The sequence below is a fragment of the Streptomyces sp. NPDC051740 genome (assembly GCF_044453165.1).
Taxonomy (GTDB): Bacteria; Actinomycetota; Actinomycetes; order Streptomycetales; family Streptomycetaceae; genus Streptomyces; species Streptomyces atrovirens.
In genome coordinates this window covers 79,214-101,846 of sequence record NZ_JBITCL010000025.1, presented here as the reverse complement: position 1 = coordinate 101,846, position 22,633 = coordinate 79,214, and the positions used below count along the sequence as shown (strand labels likewise).

Sequence of the window (22,633 nt, the reverse complement as noted above, 5' to 3'; positions counted from 1 at the left end):
CAGCGGCAGCGGCTCGCTGCTGGTGACCAGCTCCCGCAGCGGATGCCGGGCCAGCACCGCGTCGACCTCCGGCGTCAACGCCGCCGCCAGCCGGGTGGCACAGGGCAGGGAGTCGTCCCGCAGGGTCTCGGCCGCGGCGAGGACCACGGCCTGCCCGTCGTCCCGCGGAACCCCGGCGGCCGCACGCTCGTGCAGGTCGGCGCCCTCCTCCAGCACCAGCCCGGTGTCGATGCCCGCCGGGACCTTGATGCCGGCGGTCCTGCGCCAGGTGGCCACGGGATCGCCCCACGCCTCGACGCGGTAGGTCCACCGGCCCGGGCCGTCCGCGACGACCTCAGCGCCCCACCGGTCACTGCCGGGCGCGAGCTCCCGCATCGGCGTGAACGGCCCCGGCCGCCCTTCGGGGTCCTTCAGCACCACGTTGGCGGCGACCGCGTCGTGGCCCTCACGGAAGAGCGTGGCCGTGACCTCGAACGTCTCGCCCACGACGGCCTTGGCCGGCCGCCTGCCGCAGTCGACGGACGGCCGGACGTCCCGTACCGGGACACGGCCGATGGTCCGGGTCGTCTTCATGGGTCTGTGCACCTCCGCCGTGCTCGACGCCCGGGCGGACGCCCGGGCGTGGGACCAAACAGCGGCGGGAAGGTCACTGCCTTCCCGCCGGGGAGCGCCGCTCGACGGCCGGCGGTCCCCGTCGGACCGCGGCCGCCGGACGGGGCGTGTCGTTCTGTTCCTGCAGATAGGTGACGAGGGTGGTGCGCAGATACCGTTCGGCGGCGTCCGCCGCCTCCCGCGCGCAGCGCTTGCCCATCAGCACACAGAGGGTGTAGCCGGCGTCCTCGAAGGTGGCCCGTACCGTGCGATCGGTCGGGGCCGCCAGCATCACGCGTTCCCAGGCCCGGTACCGACGCAACTGCCGGGCAACTTCGGCTTTGGCGGGTAGCAGCATGGCGCCGTTCACCTTTCCGGGGCTCGATTCGAGGCGCGTTGTCCCGGCGGTCGGGCGGCGGCCGTGCGCGCAGTCGCACGGACCCGTAACGGCGATCGAGGTCTTCACACATGGTGCACGGGTGATGACGCAACGTCTTGTTGGATTTTCAACCACTTGAGGCGGTGCGCCGCGGCCGTCCCTGCCCGGACGTCGCCCCGGGAGTCACGGATGCGTGCTCGTGTTGCACGAACGGACCAACCCCCTCACTCTGAAAAGTGACTCAGAAGCGATACCCGCTCACGTTCCGTGTCCGGGGGCTCGCCCCGCGGGGGCGAGGAGGGACGAGAGCTTCGCGTGAGGAGCCAACGACCATGAAGACCGCAGTGCCCTGCTACTACCACCTCGATGTGGAAGTCAGCCCCGAGAGGGTGGGACAGGTCAGCCGCATACTGGCCGCTCACCTCCGGTTCTGGGACCTGGAGAATCTGATGGAGCCCGTCTGCGGCGGCGCCGAGATGCTGCTGCGGGCCATCGACGAGCACGCCACCGACAAGAACACGTCGATCGAGATGTGGTGGAACGGCCAGCACCTCATCACGGCCATCGGTGACAACAACCGCGCCCTGCGCCCCGACCAGGAACTGCGCAGCTGCCTCGAGCACATCGCGGCCAGCAGCGACGGCTGGGGCTGCTGCGCCACCGAGAACGGCAGCAAGGTCATCTGGTTCTCGCAGCGCGCCCGCGCCGGCGAACGCGTCCCCCTCGTACCGACCGCGCCCGACCCGCGCGAGAGCGAGGGCCTGGACCTCCCCCGCGAGGTGAGCGTCGCCACGCTCACCGGCCGGGTACGAACGCCGGGCGGCCTCCTGGAGGAGGTCCGGTGACCCGGCGACAGAACCGGAAAGGGGCGCCCGCCTGGAGCGGGCGCCCCTACCCGCTGGGTGCGTCCTACGACGGCGAGGGCACCAACTTCGCGCTCTTCAGCGAGGTCGCCGAACGCGTCGACCTGGTCCTGGTCGACGACGACGGCCGGCACACCACCACACGGCTCACCGAGGTCGACGGCTTCGTCTGGCACGGCTACCTCCCCGGCGTCGGCCCCGGACAGCGCTACGGCTACCGGGTGCACGGACCCTGGGACCCGGCGGCCGGCGACCGCTGCAACCCGGCGAAACTCCTCCTCGACCCCTACGCCACCGCGGTGGAGGGCCAGATCGACAACCACCCCTCGCTGTACGAGCGCGCCCCGCACGGCCCGGACCCCGCCGACAGCGCCGGACACACCATGCTCGGCGTGGTGACCGACCCGGCCTTCGACTGGGGCGACGACACCCGGCCCGGCCGCCCCTACTCCGACACCGTCATCTACGAGGCCCACGTCAAGGGCCTCACCCGCACCCACCCCGACGTCCCCGCGGAACTCCGTGGCACCTACGCCGGACTGGCGCACCCCGCGGTGGTCGAGCACCTCACCTCGCTCGGCGTCACCGCCGTCGAACTGATGCCGGTCCACCAGTTCGTCCAGGACGGTGTGCTGCAGGGCCGCGACCTGGCCAACTACTGGGGCTACAACACCATCGGCTTCTTCGCCCCGCACAACGCCTACGCCGCCCACGGCACCCGCGGCCGGCAGGTCACCGAGTTCAAGGAGATGGTGAGGACCCTGCACGCGGCCGGCCTCGAAGTCATCCTCGACGTGGTCTACAACCACACCGCCGAGGGCAACGAGAAGGGCCCCACGCTCTCCTTCCGGGGCATCGACAACTCCTCGTACTACCGCCTGGTGGACGGCGACTGGCGTCACTACTACGACACCACCGGCACCGGCAACAGCCTGCTGATGCGCCACCCCTACGTCCTCCAGCTCATCATGGACTCGCTCAGGTACTGGGTCACCGAGATGCACGTCGACGGCTTCCGCTTCGACCTCGCGGCCACCCTGGCCCGCCAGTTCCACGAGGTGGACAGGCTGTCGGCGTTCTTCGACCTCATCCAGCAGGACCCCGTGATCAGCCGCGTCAAGCTGATCGCCGAACCCTGGGACGTGGGTGAGGGCGGCTACCAGGTGGGGAACTTCCCCCCGCTGTGGTCGGAGTGGAACGGCCTGTACCGGGACGCCGTACGGGACTTCTGGCGCGGCGAGGAACACACCCTCGGCGAGTTCGCCTCCCGGCTGACCGGCTCCTCCGACCTGTACGCGCACCACCGGCGCCGCCCCCGCGCCAGCGTCAACTTCGTCACCGCGCACGACGGCTTCACCCTGCGCGACCTCGTCTCGTACAACGACAAGCACAACGAGGCCAACGGCGAGCACAACCGGGACGGCGAGAGCGGCAACCGGTCCTGGAACTGCGGCGCGGAGGGCGCCACCCGCGACCCGGCCGTGCTCGAACTCCGCGCCCGCCAGCAGCGCAACTTCCTCGCCACCCTGCTGCTCTCCCAGGGCATCCCGATGCTCTCCCACGGCGACGAACTGGGCCGCACCCAGCGCGGCAACAACAACGCCTACTGCCAGGACAACGAGATCAGCTGGATCGACTGGCGGCTCACCGGCGAACAGCGCGAGCTGCTGGACTTCACCCGGAGGCTCATCTCGCTGCGCCTCGCCCACCCCGTGCTGCGCCGCAGCCGCTTCTTCCGGGGCGAGACCGTGCGCCACGCCGGCCAGCCGCTGCCCGACCTGGTGTGGCTGCTGCCCGACGCGCGGGAGATGACCGACGACGACTGGCGGCGCTCCGACGCCCACTCGGTCGGTGTGTTCCTCAACGGCGACGCCATCGCCGAACCCGGCCCGCGCGGCCGGCGCCTGGTCGACGACTCCTTCCTGCTGCTGCTCAACAGCCACTGGGAGCCCGTGGGATTCCGCCTGCCGCCCGTCTCCTACGGCGAGCGCTGGACGGCCCTGATCGACACCGCCGACCCGGAGGGCACCCCCGACGAGGCGGAGCACAAGGCCGGCACCACCCTCACCGTGGGCCCCCGCGGTCTGGTCCTGCTGTCCCGCCCGTCCCGCGCGCCGGAGTGACCGGCGGGTTCCGCGAGGCGTCAGCGCTCGCTGCGTGACGTCACCGTGAACTGGGCGCCCTCGTTGTCGCGGAGCACGGCCTCGTCGGCGCCCAGGGAGAGCACACTGCCGCCGTGCCGCTCCGCGGCGCGGGCACAGGCGGCCACGTCCTTCACGGCGAAGTGCACCTGCCAGTGCGGCCGGACCGTCGGGTCGGGGGCCGACTCCGCCGCCCCCGACTCGATCCGCGCCACCACGTCCCCCTCGCTGCGCAGCACCACTTCCTCGCCCTCGTACCGCACCTCGACACAGCCCGGTTTGTCGGACCCCCAGTCGAAGACCCCGGCGTAGAAGATCGCGGCGTCGAAGGCGTCGCGGGTGTGCAGCCGGACGAACGCGAGCTGCGCGCGGCGCCAGGTGGGCCAGTCGCTGAACAGCTCGCCCTCCCAGACCCCGAACGTCGCCCCGTCCCGGTCGGCCAGCAGCGCCGCGCGTCCGGGAGGCAGGGAGATCGGGCCGACCGCCGCGGTGCCGCCGCGCTCCTGCACCCGCCCCGCGGCCTCGTCGGCGCTGCGCACCGCGAAGTACGGCGTCCACGCCACCGCCATCTGCCACATGCCGGCGACGTCGGCGATCCCGGCCACCGGCCGGCCCTCGGACAGGGCGATGCGGAACCGGTCGCCGAGGCGCACCGGACGCCACTCCCAGCCCAGCACGGCCCCGTAGAACTCCTCGGTCGTCTTCATGTCGCGGCTGGTCAGGCTCACCCAGCAGGGTGCCCCGAACACGGAGTGCGTCGAGAAGACGTCCGTCGCGCCGACGGGGGAGGGCATGTCGTGGTTCATGGCAGTCGCGTCCTGATCTCGTCGGCCTGGCAGCCACCCGGATGGCACCAGTGTCCGCCGGGTACCCCTCCGGGCGCCTGCCGAGTACCCCGGCGGCGGCACCGAAACGGTGGCCCCGCCGCCCCGGGCCGCCCCGGTGGCGCAGGGCGGCCGCAGTGGCGACGATGGATGGATCGGACACTGGGTGAAGGCACTCAAGCACTATGCGAAGGCACCACGAGAGCGGCACACCGGACCCGGAGGTGACCATGCCCACGGACGGGGGCGCCGACCGCATCCTCCAGCTGGAGGAGGAAGTCCAGCAGCTGAAGGACGCGGTCGTCTCGCACGCGGTGGTGGACCAGGCGATCGGCATGATGGTCGCGTTCGGGCGGGTCTCGCCCGACCAGGGCTGGACCGTGCTGAAGGAGGTCTCCCAGCGCACGAACATCAAACTCCGCAACGTGGCCGACCTGATCCTCGTCTGGGGACGCACCGGGCTCCTGCCGGCGGAGGTGCGGACGGTGCTGGAGGAGGTCCTGGACCGGCTCGGCCCCACCCAGATCCCGGGCGCGCCGCCGGAGGGCTGACGCGCCCCTCGGAGCCCGCCCCGCTCAGCCGGCCTCGGCCTCGGTGAACAGTTCCTCGCGCAGATGGGCGAAGCAGCCGCTGAGCAGCCGGGAGACGTGCATCTGCGAGATGCCGAGCTGCTCGGCGATGTCGCTCTGCGTCATTCCCCGGAAGAACCTCAGATAGAGGATGAGCCGCTCACGCTCCGGCAGCGCCTCCAGACAGGGCCGCACCGCCACCCGGTCGACGACGGTGTCGTAGGCCGGATCGGGGCCGCCGATCGCGTCGCCCAGGGCGTAGCCGTCGGTGCCCGGCATCTCCGCCTCCAGCGACAGCGCGGAGAAGCACTCCAGGGCCTCCATCCCGGTGCGCACCTCGCTCTCGGTCAGCAGGGTGTGCGCGGCGATCTCGGCGACCGTGGGAGAGCGGCCCGGAGTGGTCTGCGCCAGCTCCTTCGCCGCGTGCCGCACACGGTTGCGCAGGTCCTGGACCCGGCGCGGCACGTGCAGCGTCCACATGTGGTCGCGGAAGTGGCGCTTGATCTCGCCGGTGACCGTCGGCACGGCGTACGCCTCGAAGGCGTTGCCGCGCGCCGGGTCGTAGTGGTCCACGGCCTTGACCAGGCCGAGGGCCGCCACCTGGTACAGATCCTCCAGGGCCTCACCGCGGCCCCGGAAACGGACGGCGATGCGCTCGGCCATGGGCAGCCAGGCGGTGACCAGTGCGTCGCGCAGCATCCTGCGTTCGGGCCCTTCGGGCAGCCGGGCCAGGCGTGCGAAGTCCCCCGCCGTGTCGGGGGCGTCGTCGTGGGGGTGCTGCTTCCTGGGACTGACGGTACGCATCACGCGCACCTCCCTGAGCGGGGTGCCGGATGGACAGAACCCGTGGGAAGCGGCGGCTCGGACCACGACAGGCCCGCGACCGGCGAAGCGGTTCCCACGGACGTGCCTCCTGTCCGAAGCACTGAGAATTCCTTTCCCCGTGATCCGTCGTTCCAAAACGTCTCCCGGAATTCGGCGGAGAAAATCACCGGAAAGCACACGGTGTGAAATCGAGTGAATTCACGGCGTGAAATCCCCCGCCGCGGAGCGGGCGGCTCAGGGCCGGCCCGTCCCCGCCGTCGCGGACCGTCCGGACGGCGGGCCGGTGATCACGGCGCCGGACGTGATGTGCGGCACGCCCTCGCCGGGCGTCGGCCGGCCGGCCGGGGGATTCCTCCAGCGCAGCGCTTGATCACCACTCAGATCGGGCGAACCGCCTGACCAGAGCGCATTCCGCTCATTTGACAGTGCGCCGAGGCCACAGATAGGAAACAGCGGACAGAAGTCGAGAGGTGCACTGTGTACGAGCCGAACGTGGTCGGGGACTGGCAGGAGTACGACGAGCATGCCGGTCTGCGGGTCCGCGTCCACCGTCTGGAATCCGGCGAACCGCCGAGGGGACGGGACGACGCGGCCGAGGGGCTGACGTACTTCAGTGTCCGCGTGACCGTCGAGAACCGTGGCGACCGGCCCTTCTCCGTCCACGTCGAGGACGGCCAGATCGACGTACGGACCGGCCCCGACGGTGAGAGCGCGTTCATCGACTGGCGCAATTCGCAGTTCATCGAGGGATTCGACGTCTACCCGCTGCGCCGCGCCACCGCCGTCCTCTACGCGGCCGGTCCCGAGGCGGCCCTGAGCCAGGTCGACGTCCAGGTCCAGCTGCGCGTCGACGAGGAGTGGGCCGGGCGCCGGCTGTGGGCGGGCGGCATCGGCGTGCACGAGGGGTCCGCGGGGGCGCCCGCGGGCGCGTGCCGGGAGAGCCTCGCCCAGCAGGTGAGCGTCTTCCTGCAGGAGCAGGCGGAGGAAGGCACCGCCTGAGCGTCGCGTCAGTGCGGGATGCCGTCGATGATCTCGCGGGCGCCCTGACGCAGCAGCGCCACGGCGACCGAGGTGCCGAGCGTGGCCGGGTCGAGCCGTCCCGCCCACTCGTGCGCGTTCAGCCGGGTCTTGCCGTCCGGGGTGAAGACACACGCCTGCAGGGACAGTTCGCCGCCGCGGTTCACCCGCGCGTAGCCGGCGATCGGGCTGTTGCAGTGCCCCTGCAGCACGTGCAGGAACATGCGTTCGGCGGCGGCCTCGCGATGGGTGTCCGGGTGGCCGAGGGCGCCGACCGCGTCGATCAGGCCGGTGTCGCCCTCACGGCACTGCAGCGCGAGGATGCCCGCGCCGATGGGCGGCATCATGGCCTCGGGGGAGAGCACCTCGCTGATCACGTCGGCGCGGCCGATGCGCTCCAGGCCGGAGACCGCGAGCAGCAGGGCGTCCGCCTCCCCGGCGGCGAGCTTCGCCAGCCGCCGGTTGGCGTTGCCACGGAACGGCACGCACCGCAGATGCGGGTGGGTGGCGGCCAGTTGGGCGACCCGGCGCACCGAGGAGGTGCCGATCCGGGTGCCGGGCGCGAGTTCGTCCAGGGTGAGGCCGTCCGGGTGCACGAGGGCGTCGCGGATGTCGTCCCGCTTCAGGAACGCGGCGAACACCGTGCCCGCGGGGAGCGGCCGGTCGGCGGGCACGTCCTTGACGCAGTGCACGGCGAGGTCCGCCTCGCCGGCGAGCAGCGCGGCGTCCACCTCCTTGGTGAACGCGCCCTTGCCCTCCACTGCCGACAGGTCGCCGAGCCACTTGTCGCCGGTCGTCCTCACCGGTACGACCTCGGTGCGCACACCGGGACGGGCGGCGGCCAACTCGGCCCGGACGCGCTCCACCTGGGCGAGCGCCATGGGCGAGTCGCGGGAGACGATACGGATCAGTTCGGGGGCGGACATGCCGACACCATAGACCCTCGAAGGGGCCCCGTGCCGGGACGCCGAACGGCGTCCCGGCGCCAACGAGCCGTGCGCGGTCAGGCGTTCGGGTCGAAGGGGATGCCGGAGGGCTTGGCCGCGGCGAGGTGGGAGGTGAAACTGCCGTCCTTCAGGCCGAAGTGGGCGCTGCCGAAGTCGTACGAGCTGAGCTTCTCGCGCAGCCCCGCCGGGTAGCCGTTCCAGCCGACCAGCGTCGGGTACTGCCAGCCGCCCCTGTGGTTCTCCGGCGGCTCGTCGCCCGAACCCGCGAGGCGGAAGCAGTGGGTGCCGATGCCGTCCTTGTGGTAGACGATCTTCGGGTGCGTGCCGTCGAAGCGGACCGCCGACCGCGCGTGGACCGTGAACGAACCGTGGTTGGACGTCGAGACGTACTGGACGGTGTCGTTCTGCACCCACACCACGACGTGCTCCCAGTCGTGGCGGTGGCCCCCGAGGCTGGTGCCCGGCAGGGCCTGGTCCTTCTCGAAGTACAGACCGTAGAGGACGGCGCACCAGCCGTTGTCGCACTTGGAGCGGGAGTAGCCGTTGGTGTTGTCCAGGTCCGAGGCGTCACGGCAGTTGCCGTTGAGGGCGCCGGTCGGGTTGAGGCCGGTGTTGACGGAGCCGTCCGGGCCGATCGCCGCTGTCGGGTAGCAGCCGTCGGTGTCGTAGTCGTAGGCGGGCTGGTACGTCCGCTCCAGGGCGTCCGCGTTGGCCGGCAGGGCGGGAGGGGGCGCGGCGAAGGCGGTGGCGGGGAAGGCGATGACGAGCGCGGCCGCGCCGGCGAGGCCGGTCAGCCATCTCCTGCGGTGCGTTCGGAACGTGCTCGACGGCACTGCGTCCTCCTCGTGGTCCGGGCGCAGCCAACGGCTGTGGGGGAATGGGGAGTTCAGCATCCCGGCTAGACGTATACATGCCAAGAGGGCGCAGGTGTACCGCTGGTGAAGCGCGGCTTGACAATCGCCGCGCCGGGCCCCGGATAGCACCGGGTCGCCGGCCGCCGCCTCCTCGGGTACGGCCGGAGCGGCCGACGCGGCACGCCTTCCGGGGCGCGGGAGCCGTGACGGACCTCGCCGGCCGGGACCGTGGGCCCGGTGCCGGGAGTGACGGCCGGTGGCCGGGCCCGGGGCGCCGGCCGCGATCTCCCGCCCGGACCGGGCGCGCGGGACGACCGTGCCGTCCCGGCGAGGGGAGCCGTCGCCCGCCGACCGGGGGAGCGCGGGCGATTGATTGAGTTACGCAATGAGATGGTAAAGTGCGGTGCATGTCCGCACCCGACGTCCCCGCCCCCGAGGAAGTGGCCGAGATCGAGCGCGCGCTCCACCGCCTCACCTACCTGAGCACGCGCGCACGTCAGCACGAGCGGCTGATGGCCCTGGCGGGTGTGCCGCTGGACCGGGCCGCCGTCGCGCTGCTGCGGCAGATGGCGGACACCGAGCCGATGCGGCCGGGGGAGCTGGCCGCCCGGCTGGGTGTGGAGGCCTCGCACGTCACCCGCACGGTGCAGCAGTTGCAGAAGTCCGGCCATGTCACCCGCGTCCCGGACCCCGACGACCGCCGCGCCCAGCGCATCGAGCTCACCGGGGCCGGCCGGGAGGCCATCGCCCGGATCCGGGAGACGGGGGTCCGCGGCATGCAGATGGCCCTGGCCGACTGGTCGCCCGACGACCTGCGGCAGCTCGCCACCCTCTTCCACCGCATGGTCGACGACTTCCTCGCCTACGCCACCGAGGAGCCGGAACACGCCCCCGGCGCCTGACGGCGGCGCCGGGACGCCGGGCCCCGAGGCCGGTGCCTCACCGTACTTACCGTCGGGTAATATCCCGCGGCAGGTCATCAGAGGAGGAACCGTGTCCCGGTCCGAACGCTCGCCCCTGCTGCTCGCCGGCCTGCTGGCCGCCGCGGGCACCGCCCACTTCGCCGCCCCCCGCCAGTTCGACCACATCGTGCCGCGCTCCCTGCCCGGCTCGCCCCGGACCTGGACCCATGCCAGCGGCGCCGTCGAACTCGCGCTGGCCGCAGGCCTGGCGCTGCCCCGCACCCGCAAGGCCGCCGCACTGGCCGCGGCGGCCTTCTTCGTCGGCGTGTTCCCCGCCAACGTGAAGATGGCCGTCGACTGGCGGCACCGCCCCGCCCCGCAGAGGGCCGCGGCCCTCGGCCGGCTGCCCCTGCAGGTGCCGCTGGTGCTGTGGGCGCGCGGCGTCGCCAAGGGCGCGGAGGGCAGGTCGTGAGCGGGCGGGTGGAGAAGGGCGACACGGCCCCGGACTTCGCGCTCCCGGACGAGACCGGCACCGTGCGCCGGCTGTCGGAGCTGCTCGCCGAGGGGCCAGTGGTGCTGTTCTTCTACCCGGCCGCCCTGAGCCCCGGCTGCACCGCGCAGGCCTGCCACTTCCGCGACCTCGCCGCCGAGTTTGCCGCGGTCGGCGCGCGGCCGGTGGGCATCAGCGCGGACGCCGTCGAACGGCAGGCGGAGTTCGCCGGACGGCACTCCCTCGGCATGCCCCTGCTGTCCGACGCCGACGGCACGGTCCGCGAGCGGTTCGGAGTGAAGCGGGGGATCGCCCTGGCGCCGACGAAACGGGCCACCTTCGTCATCGGCCGGGACCGCACCGTCCTGGAGGTCGTGCGCAGCGAACTGCGGATGAACACCCACGCGGACCGGGCGCTCGCCGCGCTCCGCGCCTAGCGCGGCTCCGGGCGGACCGTCGCGGTTGATGCGGGGACGTAATGGGATGATCCTGGACGAATGGATGACGCCTCCGCCGCGATGGTCGTCGATGCCCGCGGCATCGTGACGGGGTGGAGCGAGGGCGCCCGGCGGCTGACCGGACACCCGGCCGAGGAGGCCGTGGGACGGGCCGTACGGGCGCTGCTCGCCGAGGACACGCCGTCCGGCACCGCACCCCTCCTCTCGGGCCCGGTCACGCTGCGTCACCGCGATGGTCACCCCGTGCCGGCCCGGCTCACGGTCCGGCCCCTGCAGGGCGCCCGGGGCGCCCCGGCCGGACACCTGATCACCGCCGAACCGTCCGACGCGGCGGAGACCTCCCTGGCCGCGCGGGCGTTCCAGCAGGCGTCCCTGGCGATCTCGGTCGTCGGCCCCGACCTCCGCTACCTCCTGCTCAACGACACCGCCTGCCGGCTGCTGGGCGAGCCGCAGGAGAGCCTCATCGGCCGGTCCTGCCTGGAACCCATGGAGTACGACGAGTACACCCGCGGCCTGGACCGGCATCTGCGCCGGGTCGCCGAGACGGGCGAGTCCCTGCACTACGAGATCTACAGCCAGGCCCCCACCCAGCCCCACCCGCACGCCTGGAACATGGAGATGTGGCCGGTGGCCGGGCCCTCCGGCGAGTCGATGGGCACCGCCCTCGCGGCGTTCGACAGCACCGAGCAGCACCGGGCCCGGTGGCGGCTGGCGCTGCTGAACGAGGCCGCGACCGCCATCGGCACCACCCTGGACGTCGTCCGCACCGCCGAGGAACTCGTACGGGTCCTGGTACCGGCGGTCTCCGACTTCGCCGCCGTCGACCTGCTCGACTGGGTCCTCGGCGCCGACGAACCCCCGCCCCGGGCCGGCACCGGGGTGGTGCTGCGCCGGGTGGCGCACGGCTCCGCCACCGAGGGCGCCCCCGAGACGGTCGTACGCCTCGGCCAGACGGACTTCTACCCGCCCTGCTCCCCGCCCGCGCGGGCACTGCGGGAGAGCAGGACCGTGCTCGCCCGCGCCGGTGAGGCGGACTTCGACCGGTGGATGGCCGAACGCGGCGCGACCGCCCCGGCCGCACGCGTCCACTCCCTGCTGGCCGTGCCGCTGCGTGCCCGCGGCACCACCCTCGGCGTCGCGGTGGCCGTCCGCGACATCCACCCCGAGGAGTACGCCGACGACGACGCCGCGCTCGCCGAGGAACTCGCCAGCCGCGCCGCCGTCTGTGTCGACAACGCCCGCCGCTTCGCCCGCGAACGCACCACCGCGCTGGCCCTCCAGCACAGCCTGCTGCCGAGAGGGCTGCCCGGACAGGCCGCCGTCGAGGTCGCCCACCGCTATCTGCCCTCCGCGTCGGCGGCCGGCATCGGCGGCGACTGGTTCGACGTCATCCCGCTGGCCGGCAGCCGGGTCGCCCTGGTCGTGGGTGACGTCGTCGGCCACGGCATCCCCTCCACGGCCACCATGGGCCGGCTGTGCACCGCCGTACGCGCCCTCGCCGACGTGGACCTCCCGCCCGACGAACTCCTCACCCACCTCGACGACCTGGTCATCCATCTCGCCGCCGACGGCGAGGACGTCGCCGAGCTGGGCTCCACCTGTCTGTACGCCGTCTACGACCCCGTCTCCCGCCGGCTGACCGTGGCCGCCGCCGGGCATCCCGCTCCGGCGCTCCTGCTGCCCGACGGGACCTGCCGGCTCATCCGCGTGAACGCGGGCCCGCCGCTGGGCGTCGGAGGGCTGCCGTTCGAGGCGACGGAGCTCCAGCTGCCCGAGGGCTCCGTCGTCGCGTGCTACACCGACGGCCTGATCGAGGACCGCGACCGCGACATCGACCGCGCCACCGACGAGCTGTGCCGTGCCCTGGCGGCGCCCGCCGACTCGCTGGAATCCCTGTGCGACGGCGTGCTGAAGGACGTACTGCCGCAGGAGCCCGGCGACGACGTGGCGCTGCTCCTGGCCCGCACGCGGGCCCTGGGCGCCGACCAGGTCGCCACGAGGGACGTACCGCCGGACCCCGAGGAGGTGGCCGCCGTCCGGCAGTGGGCCGGTGAACGGCTGGCCGCGTGGGGGCTGGACGAGATCGTCTTCGTCACCGAACTCGTCGTCAGCGAACTGGTCACCAACGCCATCCGGTACGGCGTGCCGCCCGTCCAGCTACGGCTGATCCGCGACCGCACCCTGATCTGCGAGGTCGCCGACGCCAGCTCCACCTCACCGCATCTGCGTCGCGCCCACGCCTACGACGAGGGCGGACGCGGACTGCTGCTGGTGGCCCAGCTCACCCAGCGCTGGGGCAGCCGCCAGACGGGCGGCGGCAAGACGATCTGGGCGGAACAGCCGCTGCCGCAGCCGTGATCCCCCGCTCGGCCCCCCACCGGACTCCGCGGCGGCCCGGGCGCGGGCCCGGCCGGAGCCGGCCGGCCGCGCCCGCCGCGGACCGGAGGCACCGCGGCCCCCGGCACCCCCTTCGTCCGCCCGGAGGCACCGCGGCCCCCGGCACCCCTTCGGCCGCCCGGACGAGGAGCCACGCTTCCCCGCGCCGCCGTCCGCGCCGCGGAAGCGTGCGAGGGCGTACTCGCCGTGCGGCTTCGGTCCGTGCGGCTTCGGTCCGTGCGGCCGGAACGGGGCGCGGCCGAGCGGCGCGTACGTGCCGTGGTCCCGGACGAGGACCGTGCCGCCGCCGTACTCGCCGCGCGGGCTCACGCCCTCGGACTCCTCGTGCGCCGGCGGACGGTCCTCCGTGGGCACGGCGGGCCGCTCGGTCCTTCCCGCGCGTCACCGCCGCCCGCGCGGGCGCCGGGTGCCCGGTCAGAACTCCTCGTGCACCTCCGGATCCCCGCCGATCCGCCGGTGGGCGCGGTCGGCGATGGTCCGCATCTGGGCGGCGTCCAGTTCGAAACCGAAGACGTCGAGGTTCGCGCGCTGCCGCTCGGGGTCGGACGACTTGGGGACGGGCAGCGCGCCCAGCTGGACGTGCCAGCGCAGCACCGCCTGGGCCGGGGTGACTCCGTGCGCCTCGGCGACGGTGGCCACGGCCAGGTCGTCCAGGAGCGTCGAGCCACGGCCGAGCGGGCTCCAGCTCTCGGTCAGCACGCCCTTGCCGGCGTGGTACGCGCGCAGTTCCTCCTGCGGGAAGAAGGGGTGCAGCTCCACCTGGTTGACCGAGGGCAGCACCCCGGTCTCCTTCTCCAGCCGCTCGATGTGGGCGGGCGTGAAGTTGGAGACGCCGATGGACCGGACGAGCCCGTCCTGGCGCAGCCTGACCATGGCCTTCCAGGAGTCGACGTACTTGTCGACGCGAGGGAGCGGCCAGTGGATCAGGTAGAGGTCGACGTACTCCAGGCCGAGCCGGGCGCGGGACTCCTCGAAGGAGGCGAGGGTCTCCTCGTAGCCGTGGTGCCGGCCCGGGAGCTTCGTCGTCACGACGATCTCCTCGCGCGGGACGCCGGCCCGGGCCACGGCGCGGCCGACACCGGTCTCGTTGCGGTAGTTGGCCGCCGTGTCGACGAGGCGGTAGCCCGTCCGCAGGGCCTCGGCCACCGCCCGCTCCGCCTCGGCGTCGTCCATCGGCCAGGTGCCCAGACCCAGGGCGGGGATCGCGGTGCCGTCGTTGAGGGTGTGGCTCGGGATGCTGCTCACCAGGGTGCCTTCCCGTTGACAGTGTCGTCCTCCCAGCGTCGGGGACGAAGGGGTCAATGATCAACCGGACGGGTAGGGAGACCGGTGGGACGACCGACGGAGCGGGGAGCGCATGACGACGCACAGGGACGGCACGGGGGAGGACACGGCGGTGGAGGTGCGTCCGGTGGCCGGGCACATCGGGGCCGAGATCACCGGCGTCGACCTCGCCGGTGCCCTCGACGACGCCGTGACCGCCGCCATCAGGGCGGCGGTGCTGCGCTGGAAGGTGGTGTTCTTCCGCGGCCAGCGCCTCGACCACGCCGGACATGTGGCGCTGGCCCGCCGCTTCGGCGAACCGGTCGTGCTGCCCCGTCGCGGCAAGGCCTCACCCGCGGACTTCCCCGAGATCGAGACCACCGCCGACCGGCTGGAGCTCGGCGGACGCTTCGGCATGGAGCACGACGAGTGGCTGCGGCGCCGCCGCCACACCCTGCTGCGCGGCTGGCACTGCGACCACGGCGCCCGCGTCGACCCGCCGGCCGCGACGATCCTGCGCGCCGAGACCGTCCCGCCCTACGGCGGCGACACCACCTGGTCGAACCTGGCCGCGGCGTACGCCGGACTCTCCGCCCCGGTACGGGAGTTCGCCGACCGGCTGCGTGCCGAGCACCGGCTGGGGGTCGGCTACCAGCCCCGCCCCGGCGACGACGCCTATCTGCGCCATCTGCTGGACCGCCAGACCGCCTCCGAGCACCCGCTGGTGCGCGTCCACCCGGAGACCGGGGAGCGGGTGCTGTTCGTCAACGGCTACTACGTCGAGCAGATCACCGGCCTGTCCCGCCCCGAGAGCACGGCCGTCCTCCAGATGCTCCTGGAGCAGGCCACCCGGCCCGAGTACACCGTGCGGCTGCGCTGGGAACCGGGCAGCGTGGCCTTCTGGGACAACCGGGCCACCATCCACCTGGCCCCGGGTGACACCGCCCACCTCGACCACCCGCGGATCATGCACCGGGTGATGCTCGCCGGTGACGTACCCGTCGGCGTGGACGGCCGGCCCTCGCGGCCCCTCACCGGTACCGCCCCCGGCCGCTGGTAGCTCACTTCAGCGGGATGGTCACCTCGTCCTCGACCGGCGGGGCGACCTCCTGCGCGCGGTGGCCGGTGGCCGCGTGACAGCGCAGCCGGATCGCCTCCGGACTCACGTCCAGCCGCAGGAAGCACTTGAAGAACGGCGGGCTGTAGGTGGCCGAACCCGGTGAGAACAGCGACGTGTAGGCCTTGCGCACGGGCAGCCGCAGCCGCTTGCCCCGGTCGGGCCGGCGGCCGGTGCCGAGCAGCCCGGCGACCAGCCGCGTCCGGCGGGTGACCCGGACCGGCGCGCCGGGCGCACGGGTGGGCCCGATGCCGAGGCGTTCGGCGATCACGGCCATCGCCTCGGCGTCGGTGAGGGTGAAGAAGCGGCGCAGCCGCAGCCGGCGCCCGTAGAGCTTGCTGTAGAAGGCGAGGGAGTCGCCGCGCAGCGGATAGCAGCGGAAGTCCCGCTCGGTGACACCGGCGACGTCCACCCGGGGGATGGTGTGGGTGGCGTGCGTGAACGCCCCGCCGCCGCCCGCCACCACGTACTGCAGGGTACGGCCGTCGTCCAGCCGCACCGGATAGCGCTGGTAGTTGTGGATGTCGCCGCCTATCGCGGCCACGTAGTGGTGACCGGGGTCGCGGACGATGTCGTCGACGGTGCCGCCGCCCTCGATCGGGCACGGGTGGTGCTCGCCGTCCACGTACAGGGGCGAGCCCGTGACGAGGATCTTCGGGCGCGGACCGCGGGAGACCTCGCGCAGCCACGCGCCCTGCTCGGCGTCGACCGTGCCCAGCAGTCCCGTGTCGATGCCGACGATCCGCACCGGCCCGGCGTCGATCGCCCAGTACGGCCCCGGCTGCACCGCCCGCTGGGCGGGCGCGGACCGCATCCTCCGTGCCTCGTCCAGGCGCCCGCCGTCGCCGGCGCGCGGCCGGTGCCACAGCAGGGACCGCAGCCAGGCGCGGGTGAGCGGGCGCGGCCGGGGCCCGGGCGGCAGCGGCGGGGCGTCGTCGCAGAAGACGCGCATGAAGCCGCCGAGGTCCTCGTACCAGTCGTGGTTGCCCGGTATCGCGTAGATCGGGGCCCGGTAGTCCCGGTACGGGCGGAAGAACTTGGTGCCGTAGTCGTCGGCGCTGCCCACCGGGTAGATCACATCACTGGCCAGCACGGCGAAGGCGGTGTCCCGGCCCTCCTCCAGCAGCCCGGGCACCACCGCGTACTGGGGCTCGTCGCCCTCACCCGTGTCGCCGATCACGAGGAACGAGAAACGGTCCGGATCGTCGCGCCGGATCACCTTGTCGGCGGGTGCGCCGGCCGCCTCCCGCTGGGCCACCCAGCGCCCGCGGGTGTCTCCCGTGGGGTCGCCGAACCAGGAGGCCAGGACCCCGTTGCGGGCGGCCCACAGCATGCGCGGGTCGAGCCAGGAGATCTTCTCGACCTGGGTCGGCATCAGCCGCCGGTAAGCACCGCGTTCAGCGGTGCCCCAGCCGGCGCCCTCGGCGGTATCACGTGAAGAGTCGGACACCGGTGCACCGTAACAACGGTGCGGTGGACGGCCGGAGAGCGGGGTGCCGGCGAACCCGCTTCGCACTGACCCGAGTTGGGGGCAGTGGTCAGAAGGTACGCGCCAACAGGTCGAGCAGCGCCGCCCAGTGACGCTCGTCCGCCTCCTTGTCGTACGCCGCCGTGTCGGACTGGGTGTAGCCGTGCGGCGCCCCGGCGTACACCTCGCAGCGGTGCCGGACACCGGCATCCGTCAGCGCCCGCTCCAGCCGCTCGATCTGCTCCCCGGGCAGCGAATGGTCCTGGTCGGCGTGGCCGAAGTACACCTCGGCGGTGATCCGGCCGGCCACCAGGTGCGGACTGTCCGGCGCGTCCGTCGCCAGCCGGCCGCCGTGGAACCCGGCCGCGGCGGCCACCCGGTCCGGGTAGGTGCCGGCGGTGCGCAGGGACAGCGCCGCGCCCATGCAGTAGCCGGTCACCGCGACCGGGCCGCCGGCCACCGCCGGGCAGGCGGCGAGCCACCGGAGGTACGCGTCGGCGTCCCGCATCGCCCGCTCGGGCGTCAGCTCCAGCATGATCGGCCTGAGCTGCTCGAAGACCTCCGGCCGCGCCCCCGGGTCGATGAACTCGGGCAGCTCGACCACCGGAGCACGGCCGTGCCGGTGGAACAGGTTCGGCACCAGGACGGTGTAACCCGCCTCCGCCAGCCGGTCGGCCATCCCCCGCAGCCGCGGACGGACACCGAAGGCGTCCATGTAGAGCAGCACCCCCGGCCGGGGTCCCCCGTCGACGGGACGCGTCAGATACGCGTCGGCGGTGCCGTCCCCGGTGGGGATGTCGACGGTCGTTCCCTGCACGGCGGTCATGACTGCGCTGCCTCCCGACGGGTGTGGATCACACCCATCGTGGCACGCCGGCCGGGCGCGGCGGACGGCGCGGCGCCCTCACTCGAACCGGGTGACGTCGCCGGCGCCCCTGCGTACGATCTCCGCCTCACCGCCCGAGAAGTCGATCACCGTGGTCGGCTCGGTGCCGCAGTCGCCGGAGTCGAGCACCGCGTCCACCTGGTGGTCGAGCAGGTCCTTGATCTCCCAGCCCTGGGTCATCGGCTCGTCCTCGCCGGGCAGCAGCAGGGTGCTGGACAGCAGGGGCTCACCGAGCTCCGCCAGCAGGGCCTGGGTGACGACGTGGTCCGGGATGCGCACGCCGACCGTCTTCTTCTTGGGGTGCAGCAGCATCCGCGGCACCTCCTTCGTCGCGGGCAGGATGAACGTGTAGCTGCCCGGGGTCGACGCCTTCACCGCGCGGAACACGTCGTTGTCGATCCGTACGAACTGGCCGAGCTGCGCGAAGTCCCGGCACATCAGGGTGAAGTGGTGCCGGTCGTCCAGCTTGCGGATCGTACGGATCCGGTCGATGCCCGAGCGGCTGCCCAGACGGCAGCCGAGTGCGTAGCAGGAGTCCGTGGGGTACGCGACGAGGGCGTCGGAGCGGATGCTCTCGGCGACCTGCGCGATGGTGCGCGGCTGGGGGTTGTCGGGGTGCACGTCGAAGTACTTCGCCATTCACCGAGCTTATGCCGCCCGTGCGCCAGGACCGCACACGTCGTCCCCGGGGCCCGGTGCGCCGACGCGCCGGGATGAGCCGCGCGCACGAGTGGGGTAACGTCCCCGGACTGGGCCGGGGACGACGAGCCGACGAGGGGAAGGCCGGGGTGGCAGGCCGTAGGGACGGAATCCGGCAGGCGCCGGAGGCGGCCGGGGAGGATCCGGCGTGGGCGCGGGAGCTGCTCGAACATCTGCGTCCGGCCGGGCGGGACGCCCGCAGGGTCGTCGGCTGGCTGGCCGCCACCGCGCACGCGGAGGTGTCCCTCCAGGACGCCGCCGGGGCGCTGCTCGCCGGGACCCGGCTGCCGCTGGACGAGTCCCTCGTCGCCGGCCTCGGCTCCGGCCGGATCGCCTCCGCCGCCTGGGAGGGGGAGGGGCGCCATGTGCGCCTGGTGCGGATCGGGCACCCCTCGGGGGCCCGTGTGCTGGCCGTCTCCCGCGCGGCCCCCTTCGACAGGCACACCTCCGACGTCGTCACGTACACCGCCCAGGTGATCGAGCTCCTGCTGACCGCCCACGAGACCGCCGCCGCCGGGCACCGGCTGCGGCGGGCCACCGCCGATCTGCGCCTCGCGATCCTGCAGCTGCTGATGGTCGAGGACACCGTCGCCGCCCGCCGGGTCGCCGCCGGACTCTGGCCGGGCCTGCTCGACGCCGACACCGCCTGCGTCTACGTCGTCGAGTCCGCGCCCGCCCTGCGCGACCGGCTCGCCGCGGAGTGCCTGGACACCACGCGGGAGGAGGCGCTGGTCGTGCGCTGCCCGGCGATGGACGGGCACGTGATCGTCGTCAGCCCCCGCGAGGCCACCGCCGGCGAGCTGCGGTCGCTGGTCGAACGGCACCCGGGCACCTTCCTCGGCGGCAGTGTGTGGCAGAGCCTCGCCCGTACCGCCACCGCGTACGGGCAGGCCGTCAGCGCCCTGGCGGTGGCGCGCTTCCGCGCCGACAAGACGGCCGTGTACGCCGAACGCACCCACCCGGAGCGGCTGATGGACCCCGCCGCGCTGCGCGGCTGGGCGGCCCGGGTGCTGCGCCCGCTCGACGCGCTGCCGCACCACACCCGCGCCGAACTCCTCGCCACCACCCGCCTCGGCCTGGAGTTCACCGCCGTCAACACCGCCAAGATCCTCGGTGTCAGCCGCAACACCGTACGGGCCCGCATGGAACGCGTCGAGACCATGCTCGGCGCGGACTTCGACGACGTCACCGTCCGCGCCGTGGTGCACCTGGCGCTGCACACCCAGATCAACCTCCTGGACGGGCGGGCGGCCGACGACCCCGCGGCGCACTCCCCGGGCCTCGCCGACCTGCTGGCCGGCCCCGCCGTCGGCGGCTGGGCGCGGGAGCTGCTGGGACGGCTGGAGGGGGACACCCGGAACGTGCGCCGCACCCTGCGCACCTGGATCGCCGCCGGGGGCAACGCCGAGCGGGCCGCGCAGAGCCTGGGCGTGCACGCCCAGACCGTGCGCGAGCACGTGCGCAGCGCCGAACCGGTCCTGGAACGCCAGTTGCTGGCCACCGGGGCCGACCTGTACGAGGTCGTCCTGGCCCATCTGGCGGCGGGTGACCTGGAACAGCCGGTCCTCACGGACGGGTGAACCGGGCTTTTCGGACTCAGTTGTGCACGGATGAGCCCTCCGGCGGCCACAGCGGGCACCGGTGCGGTACACAGGCCCGCCCCGCTGCGCATAGTTTCGGCAGCACGGCGGGGGCACGACCGGAACGGGGGACCGGTCGCGCCCCGGCCCTTTCGCCGTTGTGTGCCTCCGGCGCGGACGGGTACCCGGCCGCCGTTGTGGAGGCCCGCCCCCCGGCATCGTGTGCCGAGGCGGACGGGCCCGTGACGAGCATCGCGACGAGGAGGCCCGGATGACCAGCGAGACGGAGACCGGCGGCGTCACCGGCACGCAGGACAAGGACTACAACCTGATCTGGTACGTCGAGGCGTGCCTGAGCAACGCACTGCGCCTGGAGGGCTACATCCAGGACGCCGAACGCGCCAAGGACACCGAGGCCGCCGACCTGTTCCGCAAGGCCCAGGCGGACAGCCGCAAGGGCGCGGAACTCGGCAAGGGGCTGTTGCGCGCACGCCTGAACGGCGGCTGAACACACCGCTTCACAAGGCCCGGCCACCGCGCACGACCACGGCGGCCGGGTCCGTGCCGTACCGGGGCACCGCTTCCTCACCCTGCCTGGCGCAACCGGCCGCTTCCCGAGTCGCCGACCGTGGCGATGCGGGGCAGCATGACCCTCGTACGGACGGCATCGGAGGACGTCGATCAGCGCAAGGAGCCCACGATCATGACGGACGTTTCGAGCCGGGGCCCCGCTCCGGGCGACGACCGCAAGGTACTCACCAACCGGCAGGGCCATCCGGTCTACGACAACCAGAACCAGCGCACCGTCGGCTCCCGCGGCCCGGCCACGCTGGAGAACTACCAGTTCCTGGAGAAGATCAGCCACTTCGACCGGGAACGCATCCCCGAGCGCGTGGTGCACGCCCGCGGCGTCACCGCGTACGGCTACTTCGAGGCGTACGGGAAGTGGGGCGACGAGCCGGTCTCCCGCTACACCCGCGCCAAGCTCTTCCAGGAGGAGGGCAAGCGCACCGACCTGGCCGTCCGCTTCTCCACCGTCATCGGCGGCCGGGACTCCTCCGAGGCCGCCCGCGACCCCCGCGGCTTCGCGGTGAAGTTCTACACCGAGGACGGCAACTGGGACCTCGTCGGCAACAACCTGGGCGTCTTCTTCATCCGGGACGCCATCAAGTTCCCGGACGTCATCCACGCCCTCAAGCCCGACCCGGTCACCTTCGAGCAGCAGCCGCGCCGCATCTTCGACTTCATGTCGCAGACGCCCGAGTCGATGCACATGCTGGTCAACCTGTTCAGCCCGCGCGGCATCCCGGCGGACTACCGCCATATGCAGGGCTTCGGCGTGAACACCTACAAGTGGGTCGACGCCGAGGGCAACACCAAGCTGGTCAAGTACCACTGGATGCCCAAACAGGGCGTGCGCAGCATGACCGTCGAGGACGCGGCGAACGTCCAGGCCGACGGTCTCGGCCACGCCACCAAGGACCTGTACGAGGCGGTGGAGCGCGGCGAGTACCCGGAGTGGGAACTGCTGGTCCAGATGATGGACGACCACGACCACCCGGAACTGGACTTCGACCCGCTGGACGACACCAAGACCTGGCCCGAGCAGGACTTCCCGCCGAAGCCGGTGGGCCGGATGGTGCTGAACCGGATGCCGGACAACTTCTTCGCCGAGAACGAGCAGATCTCCTTCGGCACCGGCGTCCTCGTCGACGGGCTGGACTTCTCCGACGACAAGATGCTCGTCGGCCGGACCTTCTCCTACAGCGACACCCAGCGCCACCGGGTCGGCCCCAACTACCTCCAGCTCCCGGTCAACCAGGCCAAGCACGCCGACGTGCGCACCAACCAGCGCGACGGGCAGATGGCGTACTTCCAGGACAACGGCGGGGAGAATCCGCACGTCAACTACGAACCGTCGATCACCGGCGGTCTGCGCGAGGGCGAGTACCCGACACACGACGACCAGGGCCCGGAGATCCGGGGCCGGCTCACCCGCAAGCGCATCGAGCGCACCAACGACTACCTCCAGGCGGGCCAGCGGTACTGCCTGATGGAGGACTGGGAGCGCGACGACCTGGTGAAGAACTTCGTCACCCTGATCTCCCAGTGCGACCGGCCGGTCCAGGAGCGCATGGTGTGGCACTTCCTGCTGGTCGAGAACGACCTCGGCCGCAGGGTCGGCGAGGGCCTCGGCATCATGCCGGAGGACGTCGCCCACCTGGAGCCCCTGGCGGGCCAGGATCTCACCGACGAGGACCGCAAGCGGCTGGCGAGCCTCGGCGACAACCCGCCCCGTGACGTGGAGGGACTCACCATGACCCACTGCGTCCCCGACGAACGGCACGTGGTGACCCGGTGAG

The 22,633-nt window shown here is 72.9% G+C and carries 23 protein-coding genes; 13 read left to right on the top strand and 10 right to left on the bottom strand.

All coding sequences use genetic code 11. From position 1 onward, the window contains the following. Both ACIA6T_RS30760 and ACIA6T_RS30755 read right to left on the bottom strand, forming a co-directional pair. On the bottom strand, positions 1-573 hold a 573-nt coding region (locus tag ACIA6T_RS30760; RefSeq protein WP_399449786.1), incomplete at its 3' end, for a maltotransferase domain-containing protein. A 73-nt stretch (positions 574-646) separates the two neighbouring features. Next, positions 647-949, bottom strand: a complete 303-nt coding sequence (locus ACIA6T_RS30755; RefSeq protein WP_399449785.1) for a DUF5133 domain-containing protein — start codon at positions 947-949, stop codon at positions 647-649. A gap of 353 nt (positions 950-1,302) precedes the next feature. Here ACIA6T_RS30755 and ACIA6T_RS30750 point away from each other — a divergent pair, with 353 nt between their 5' ends. Both ACIA6T_RS30750 and glgX read left to right on the top strand, forming a co-directional pair. Next, entirely contained in the window at positions 1,303-1,815 is a 513-nt protein-coding gene (locus ACIA6T_RS30750; RefSeq protein WP_399449784.1) for a pep a2, read from the top strand. Further along, positions 1,812-3,956 (top strand): glycogen debranching protein GlgX, encoded by a 2,145-nt coding sequence (glgX, locus tag ACIA6T_RS30745; RefSeq protein WP_399449783.1) that lies wholly within the window; start codon positions 1,812-1,814, stop codon positions 3,954-3,956. The genes ACIA6T_RS30750 and glgX overlap by 4 nt, the downstream gene beginning before the upstream one ends. Positions 3,957-3,976: 20 nt before the next feature. On the opposite strand, the gene ACIA6T_RS30740 is transcribed toward glgX, so the two are convergent. Beyond that, positions 3,977-4,780, bottom strand: a complete 804-nt coding sequence (locus tag ACIA6T_RS30740; protein WP_399449782.1) for a VOC family protein — start codon at positions 4,778-4,780, stop codon at positions 3,977-3,979. 248 nt (positions 4,781-5,028) lie between these two features. Here ACIA6T_RS30740 and ACIA6T_RS30735 point away from each other — a divergent pair, with 248 nt between their 5' ends. Next, positions 5,029-5,349 carry an ANTAR domain-containing protein gene (locus ACIA6T_RS30735; protein ID WP_399449781.1) on the top strand — a complete coding sequence of 107 codons (321 nt, stop codon included), beginning with the start codon at positions 5,029-5,031 and terminating at the stop codon, positions 5,347-5,349. A 24-nt stretch (positions 5,350-5,373) separates the two neighbouring features. On the opposite strand, the gene ACIA6T_RS30730 is transcribed toward ACIA6T_RS30735, so the two are convergent. Then, positions 5,374-6,171 carry an RNA polymerase sigma factor SigF gene (locus tag ACIA6T_RS30730; protein ID WP_399449780.1) on the bottom strand — a complete coding sequence of 266 codons (798 nt, stop codon included), beginning with the start codon at positions 6,169-6,171 and terminating at the stop codon, positions 5,374-5,376. A 226-nt stretch (positions 6,172-6,397) separates the two neighbouring features. Between ACIA6T_RS30730 and ACIA6T_RS30725 the strand changes: the two genes are divergently transcribed. Further along, complete coding sequence (locus ACIA6T_RS30725) at positions 6,398-6,562, top strand: hypothetical protein (protein ID WP_399449779.1); 165 nt, start codon at positions 6,398-6,400, stop codon at positions 6,560-6,562. Between the two features lie 107 nt (positions 6,563-6,669). After that, the gene (locus tag ACIA6T_RS30720; protein WP_399449778.1) at positions 6,670-7,191 is read left to right on the top strand and encodes a hypothetical protein; all 522 of its coding nucleotides are present in this window, start codon (positions 6,670-6,672) and stop codon (positions 7,189-7,191) included. 8 nt (positions 7,192-7,199) lie between these two features. On the opposite strand, the gene hemC is transcribed toward ACIA6T_RS30720, so the two are convergent. Both hemC and ACIA6T_RS30710 read right to left on the bottom strand, forming a co-directional pair. Then, on the bottom strand, positions 7,200-8,135 hold the full coding sequence (gene hemC, locus ACIA6T_RS30715; protein WP_399449777.1) for a hydroxymethylbilane synthase: 936 nt from the start codon (positions 8,133-8,135) through the stop codon (positions 7,200-7,202). Between the two features lie 77 nt (positions 8,136-8,212). Next, positions 8,213-8,989, bottom strand: coding sequence for an NPP1 family protein (locus tag ACIA6T_RS30710; RefSeq protein WP_399449776.1), 777 nt, complete (start codon positions 8,987-8,989; stop codon positions 8,213-8,215). 428 nt (positions 8,990-9,417) lie between these two features. Here ACIA6T_RS30710 and ACIA6T_RS30705 point away from each other — a divergent pair, with 428 nt between their 5' ends. The 4 genes from ACIA6T_RS30705 to ACIA6T_RS30690 all read left to right on the top strand — a co-directional run bounded on the left by ACIA6T_RS30705 (position 9,418) and on the right by ACIA6T_RS30690 (position 13,218). Then, a complete protein-coding gene (locus tag ACIA6T_RS30705) occupies positions 9,418-9,912 on the top strand; it encodes a MarR family winged helix-turn-helix transcriptional regulator (protein WP_399449775.1) in 495 nt (164 codons plus the stop codon). Positions 9,913-10,003: 91 nt separating this feature from the next. Continuing rightward, positions 10,004-10,384 carry a DoxX family protein gene (locus tag ACIA6T_RS30700; RefSeq protein ID WP_399449774.1) on the top strand — a complete coding sequence of 127 codons (381 nt, stop codon included), beginning with the start codon at positions 10,004-10,006 and terminating at the stop codon, positions 10,382-10,384. Further along, positions 10,381-10,839, top strand: coding sequence for a peroxiredoxin (locus ACIA6T_RS30695; RefSeq protein WP_399449773.1), 459 nt, complete (start codon positions 10,381-10,383; stop codon positions 10,837-10,839). The genes ACIA6T_RS30700 and ACIA6T_RS30695 overlap by 4 nt, the downstream gene beginning before the upstream one ends. Positions 10,840-10,899: 60 nt before the next feature. Next, entirely contained in the window at positions 10,900-13,218 is a 2,319-nt protein-coding gene (locus ACIA6T_RS30690; protein WP_399449772.1) for a SpoIIE family protein phosphatase, read from the top strand. 453 nt (positions 13,219-13,671) lie between these two features. Here the strand turns inward: ACIA6T_RS30690 and ACIA6T_RS30685 are convergent, their stop codons facing one another. Further along, positions 13,672-14,502 carry an aldo/keto reductase gene (locus ACIA6T_RS30685; RefSeq protein ID WP_399449771.1) on the bottom strand — a complete coding sequence of 277 codons (831 nt, stop codon included), beginning with the start codon at positions 14,500-14,502 and terminating at the stop codon, positions 13,672-13,674. Between the two features lie 112 nt (positions 14,503-14,614). On the opposite strand from ACIA6T_RS30685, the gene ACIA6T_RS30680 reads away from it, so the two are divergent. Beyond that, a complete protein-coding gene (locus ACIA6T_RS30680; RefSeq protein WP_399449770.1) occupies positions 14,615-15,580 on the top strand; it encodes a TauD/TfdA dioxygenase family protein in 966 nt (321 codons plus the stop codon). A gap of 1 nt (position 15,581) precedes the next feature. On the opposite strand, the gene ACIA6T_RS30675 is transcribed toward ACIA6T_RS30680, so the two are convergent. The 3 genes from ACIA6T_RS30675 to ACIA6T_RS30665 form a co-directional block, all read right to left on the bottom strand. Further along, positions 15,582-17,087, bottom strand: coding sequence for a metallophosphoesterase family protein (locus ACIA6T_RS30675; RefSeq protein ID WP_399449769.1), 1,506 nt, complete (start codon positions 17,085-17,087; stop codon positions 15,582-15,584). Between the two features lie 88 nt (positions 17,088-17,175). Beyond that, positions 17,176-17,931 carry a dienelactone hydrolase family protein gene (locus tag ACIA6T_RS30670; protein ID WP_399449768.1) on the bottom strand — a complete coding sequence of 252 codons (756 nt, stop codon included), beginning with the start codon at positions 17,929-17,931 and terminating at the stop codon, positions 17,176-17,178. 78 nt (positions 17,932-18,009) lie between these two features. Beyond that, positions 18,010-18,630 carry an L-threonylcarbamoyladenylate synthase gene (locus tag ACIA6T_RS30665; protein ID WP_073935933.1) on the bottom strand — a complete coding sequence of 207 codons (621 nt, stop codon included), beginning with the start codon at positions 18,628-18,630 and terminating at the stop codon, positions 18,010-18,012. Positions 18,631-18,779: 149 nt separating this feature from the next. On the opposite strand from ACIA6T_RS30665, the gene ACIA6T_RS30660 reads away from it, so the two are divergent. The 3 genes from ACIA6T_RS30660 (at position 18,780) to ACIA6T_RS30650 (ending at position 22,632) form a co-directional block, all read left to right on the top strand. Further along, entirely contained in the window at positions 18,780-20,270 is a 1,491-nt protein-coding gene (locus tag ACIA6T_RS30660) for a helix-turn-helix domain-containing protein (protein WP_399449767.1), read from the top strand. Between the two features lie 271 nt (positions 20,271-20,541). Next, positions 20,542-20,778 carry a hypothetical protein gene (locus ACIA6T_RS30655; protein WP_399449766.1) on the top strand — a complete coding sequence of 79 codons (237 nt, stop codon included), beginning with the start codon at positions 20,542-20,544 and terminating at the stop codon, positions 20,776-20,778. A 195-nt stretch (positions 20,779-20,973) separates the two neighbouring features. Then, positions 20,974-22,632, top strand: a complete 1,659-nt coding sequence (locus ACIA6T_RS30650) for a catalase (RefSeq protein ID WP_399449765.1) — start codon at positions 20,974-20,976, stop codon at positions 22,630-22,632. Position 22,633 lies beyond the last annotated feature (1 nt).

Excerpts from the sequence above, each read along its gene's own strand:
- ACIA6T_RS30705 (WP_399449775.1), top strand. The coding sequence starts at position 9,418 with ATGTCCGCACCCGACGTCCCCGCCCCCGAGGAAGTGGCCGAGATCGAG.
- ACIA6T_RS30650 (WP_399449765.1), top strand. The coding sequence starts at position 20,974 with ATGACGGACGTTTCGAGCCGGGGCCCCGCTCCGGGCGACGACCGCAAG.
- ACIA6T_RS30730 (WP_399449780.1), bottom strand. The coding sequence starts at position 6,171 with ATGCGTACCGTCAGTCCCAGGAAGCAGCACCCCCACGACGACGCCCCC.
- ACIA6T_RS30680 (WP_399449770.1), top strand. The coding sequence starts at position 14,615 with ATGACGACGCACAGGGACGGCACGGGGGAGGACACGGCGGTGGAGGTG.
- ACIA6T_RS30690 (WP_399449772.1), top strand. The coding sequence starts at position 10,900 with ATGGATGACGCCTCCGCCGCGATGGTCGTCGATGCCCGCGGCATCGTG.
- ACIA6T_RS30750 (WP_399449784.1), top strand. The coding sequence starts at position 1,303 with ATGAAGACCGCAGTGCCCTGCTACTACCACCTCGATGTGGAAGTCAGC.
- ACIA6T_RS30670 (WP_399449768.1), bottom strand. The coding sequence starts at position 17,931 with ATGACCGCCGTGCAGGGAACGACCGTCGACATCCCCACCGGGGACGGC.
- ACIA6T_RS30735 (WP_399449781.1), top strand. The coding sequence starts at position 5,029 with ATGCCCACGGACGGGGGCGCCGACCGCATCCTCCAGCTGGAGGAGGAA.
- hemC (WP_399449777.1), bottom strand. The coding sequence starts at position 8,135 with ATGTCCGCCCCCGAACTGATCCGTATCGTCTCCCGCGACTCGCCCATG.
- ACIA6T_RS30665 (WP_073935933.1), bottom strand. The coding sequence starts at position 18,630 with ATGGCGAAGTACTTCGACGTGCACCCCGACAACCCCCAGCCGCGCACC.
- ACIA6T_RS30755 (WP_399449785.1), bottom strand. The coding sequence starts at position 949 with ATGCTGCTACCCGCCAAAGCCGAAGTTGCCCGGCAGTTGCGTCGGTAC.
- ACIA6T_RS30740 (WP_399449782.1), bottom strand. The coding sequence starts at position 4,780 with ATGAACCACGACATGCCCTCCCCCGTCGGCGCGACGGACGTCTTCTCG.
- ACIA6T_RS30655 (WP_399449766.1), top strand. The coding sequence starts at position 20,542 with ATGACCAGCGAGACGGAGACCGGCGGCGTCACCGGCACGCAGGACAAG.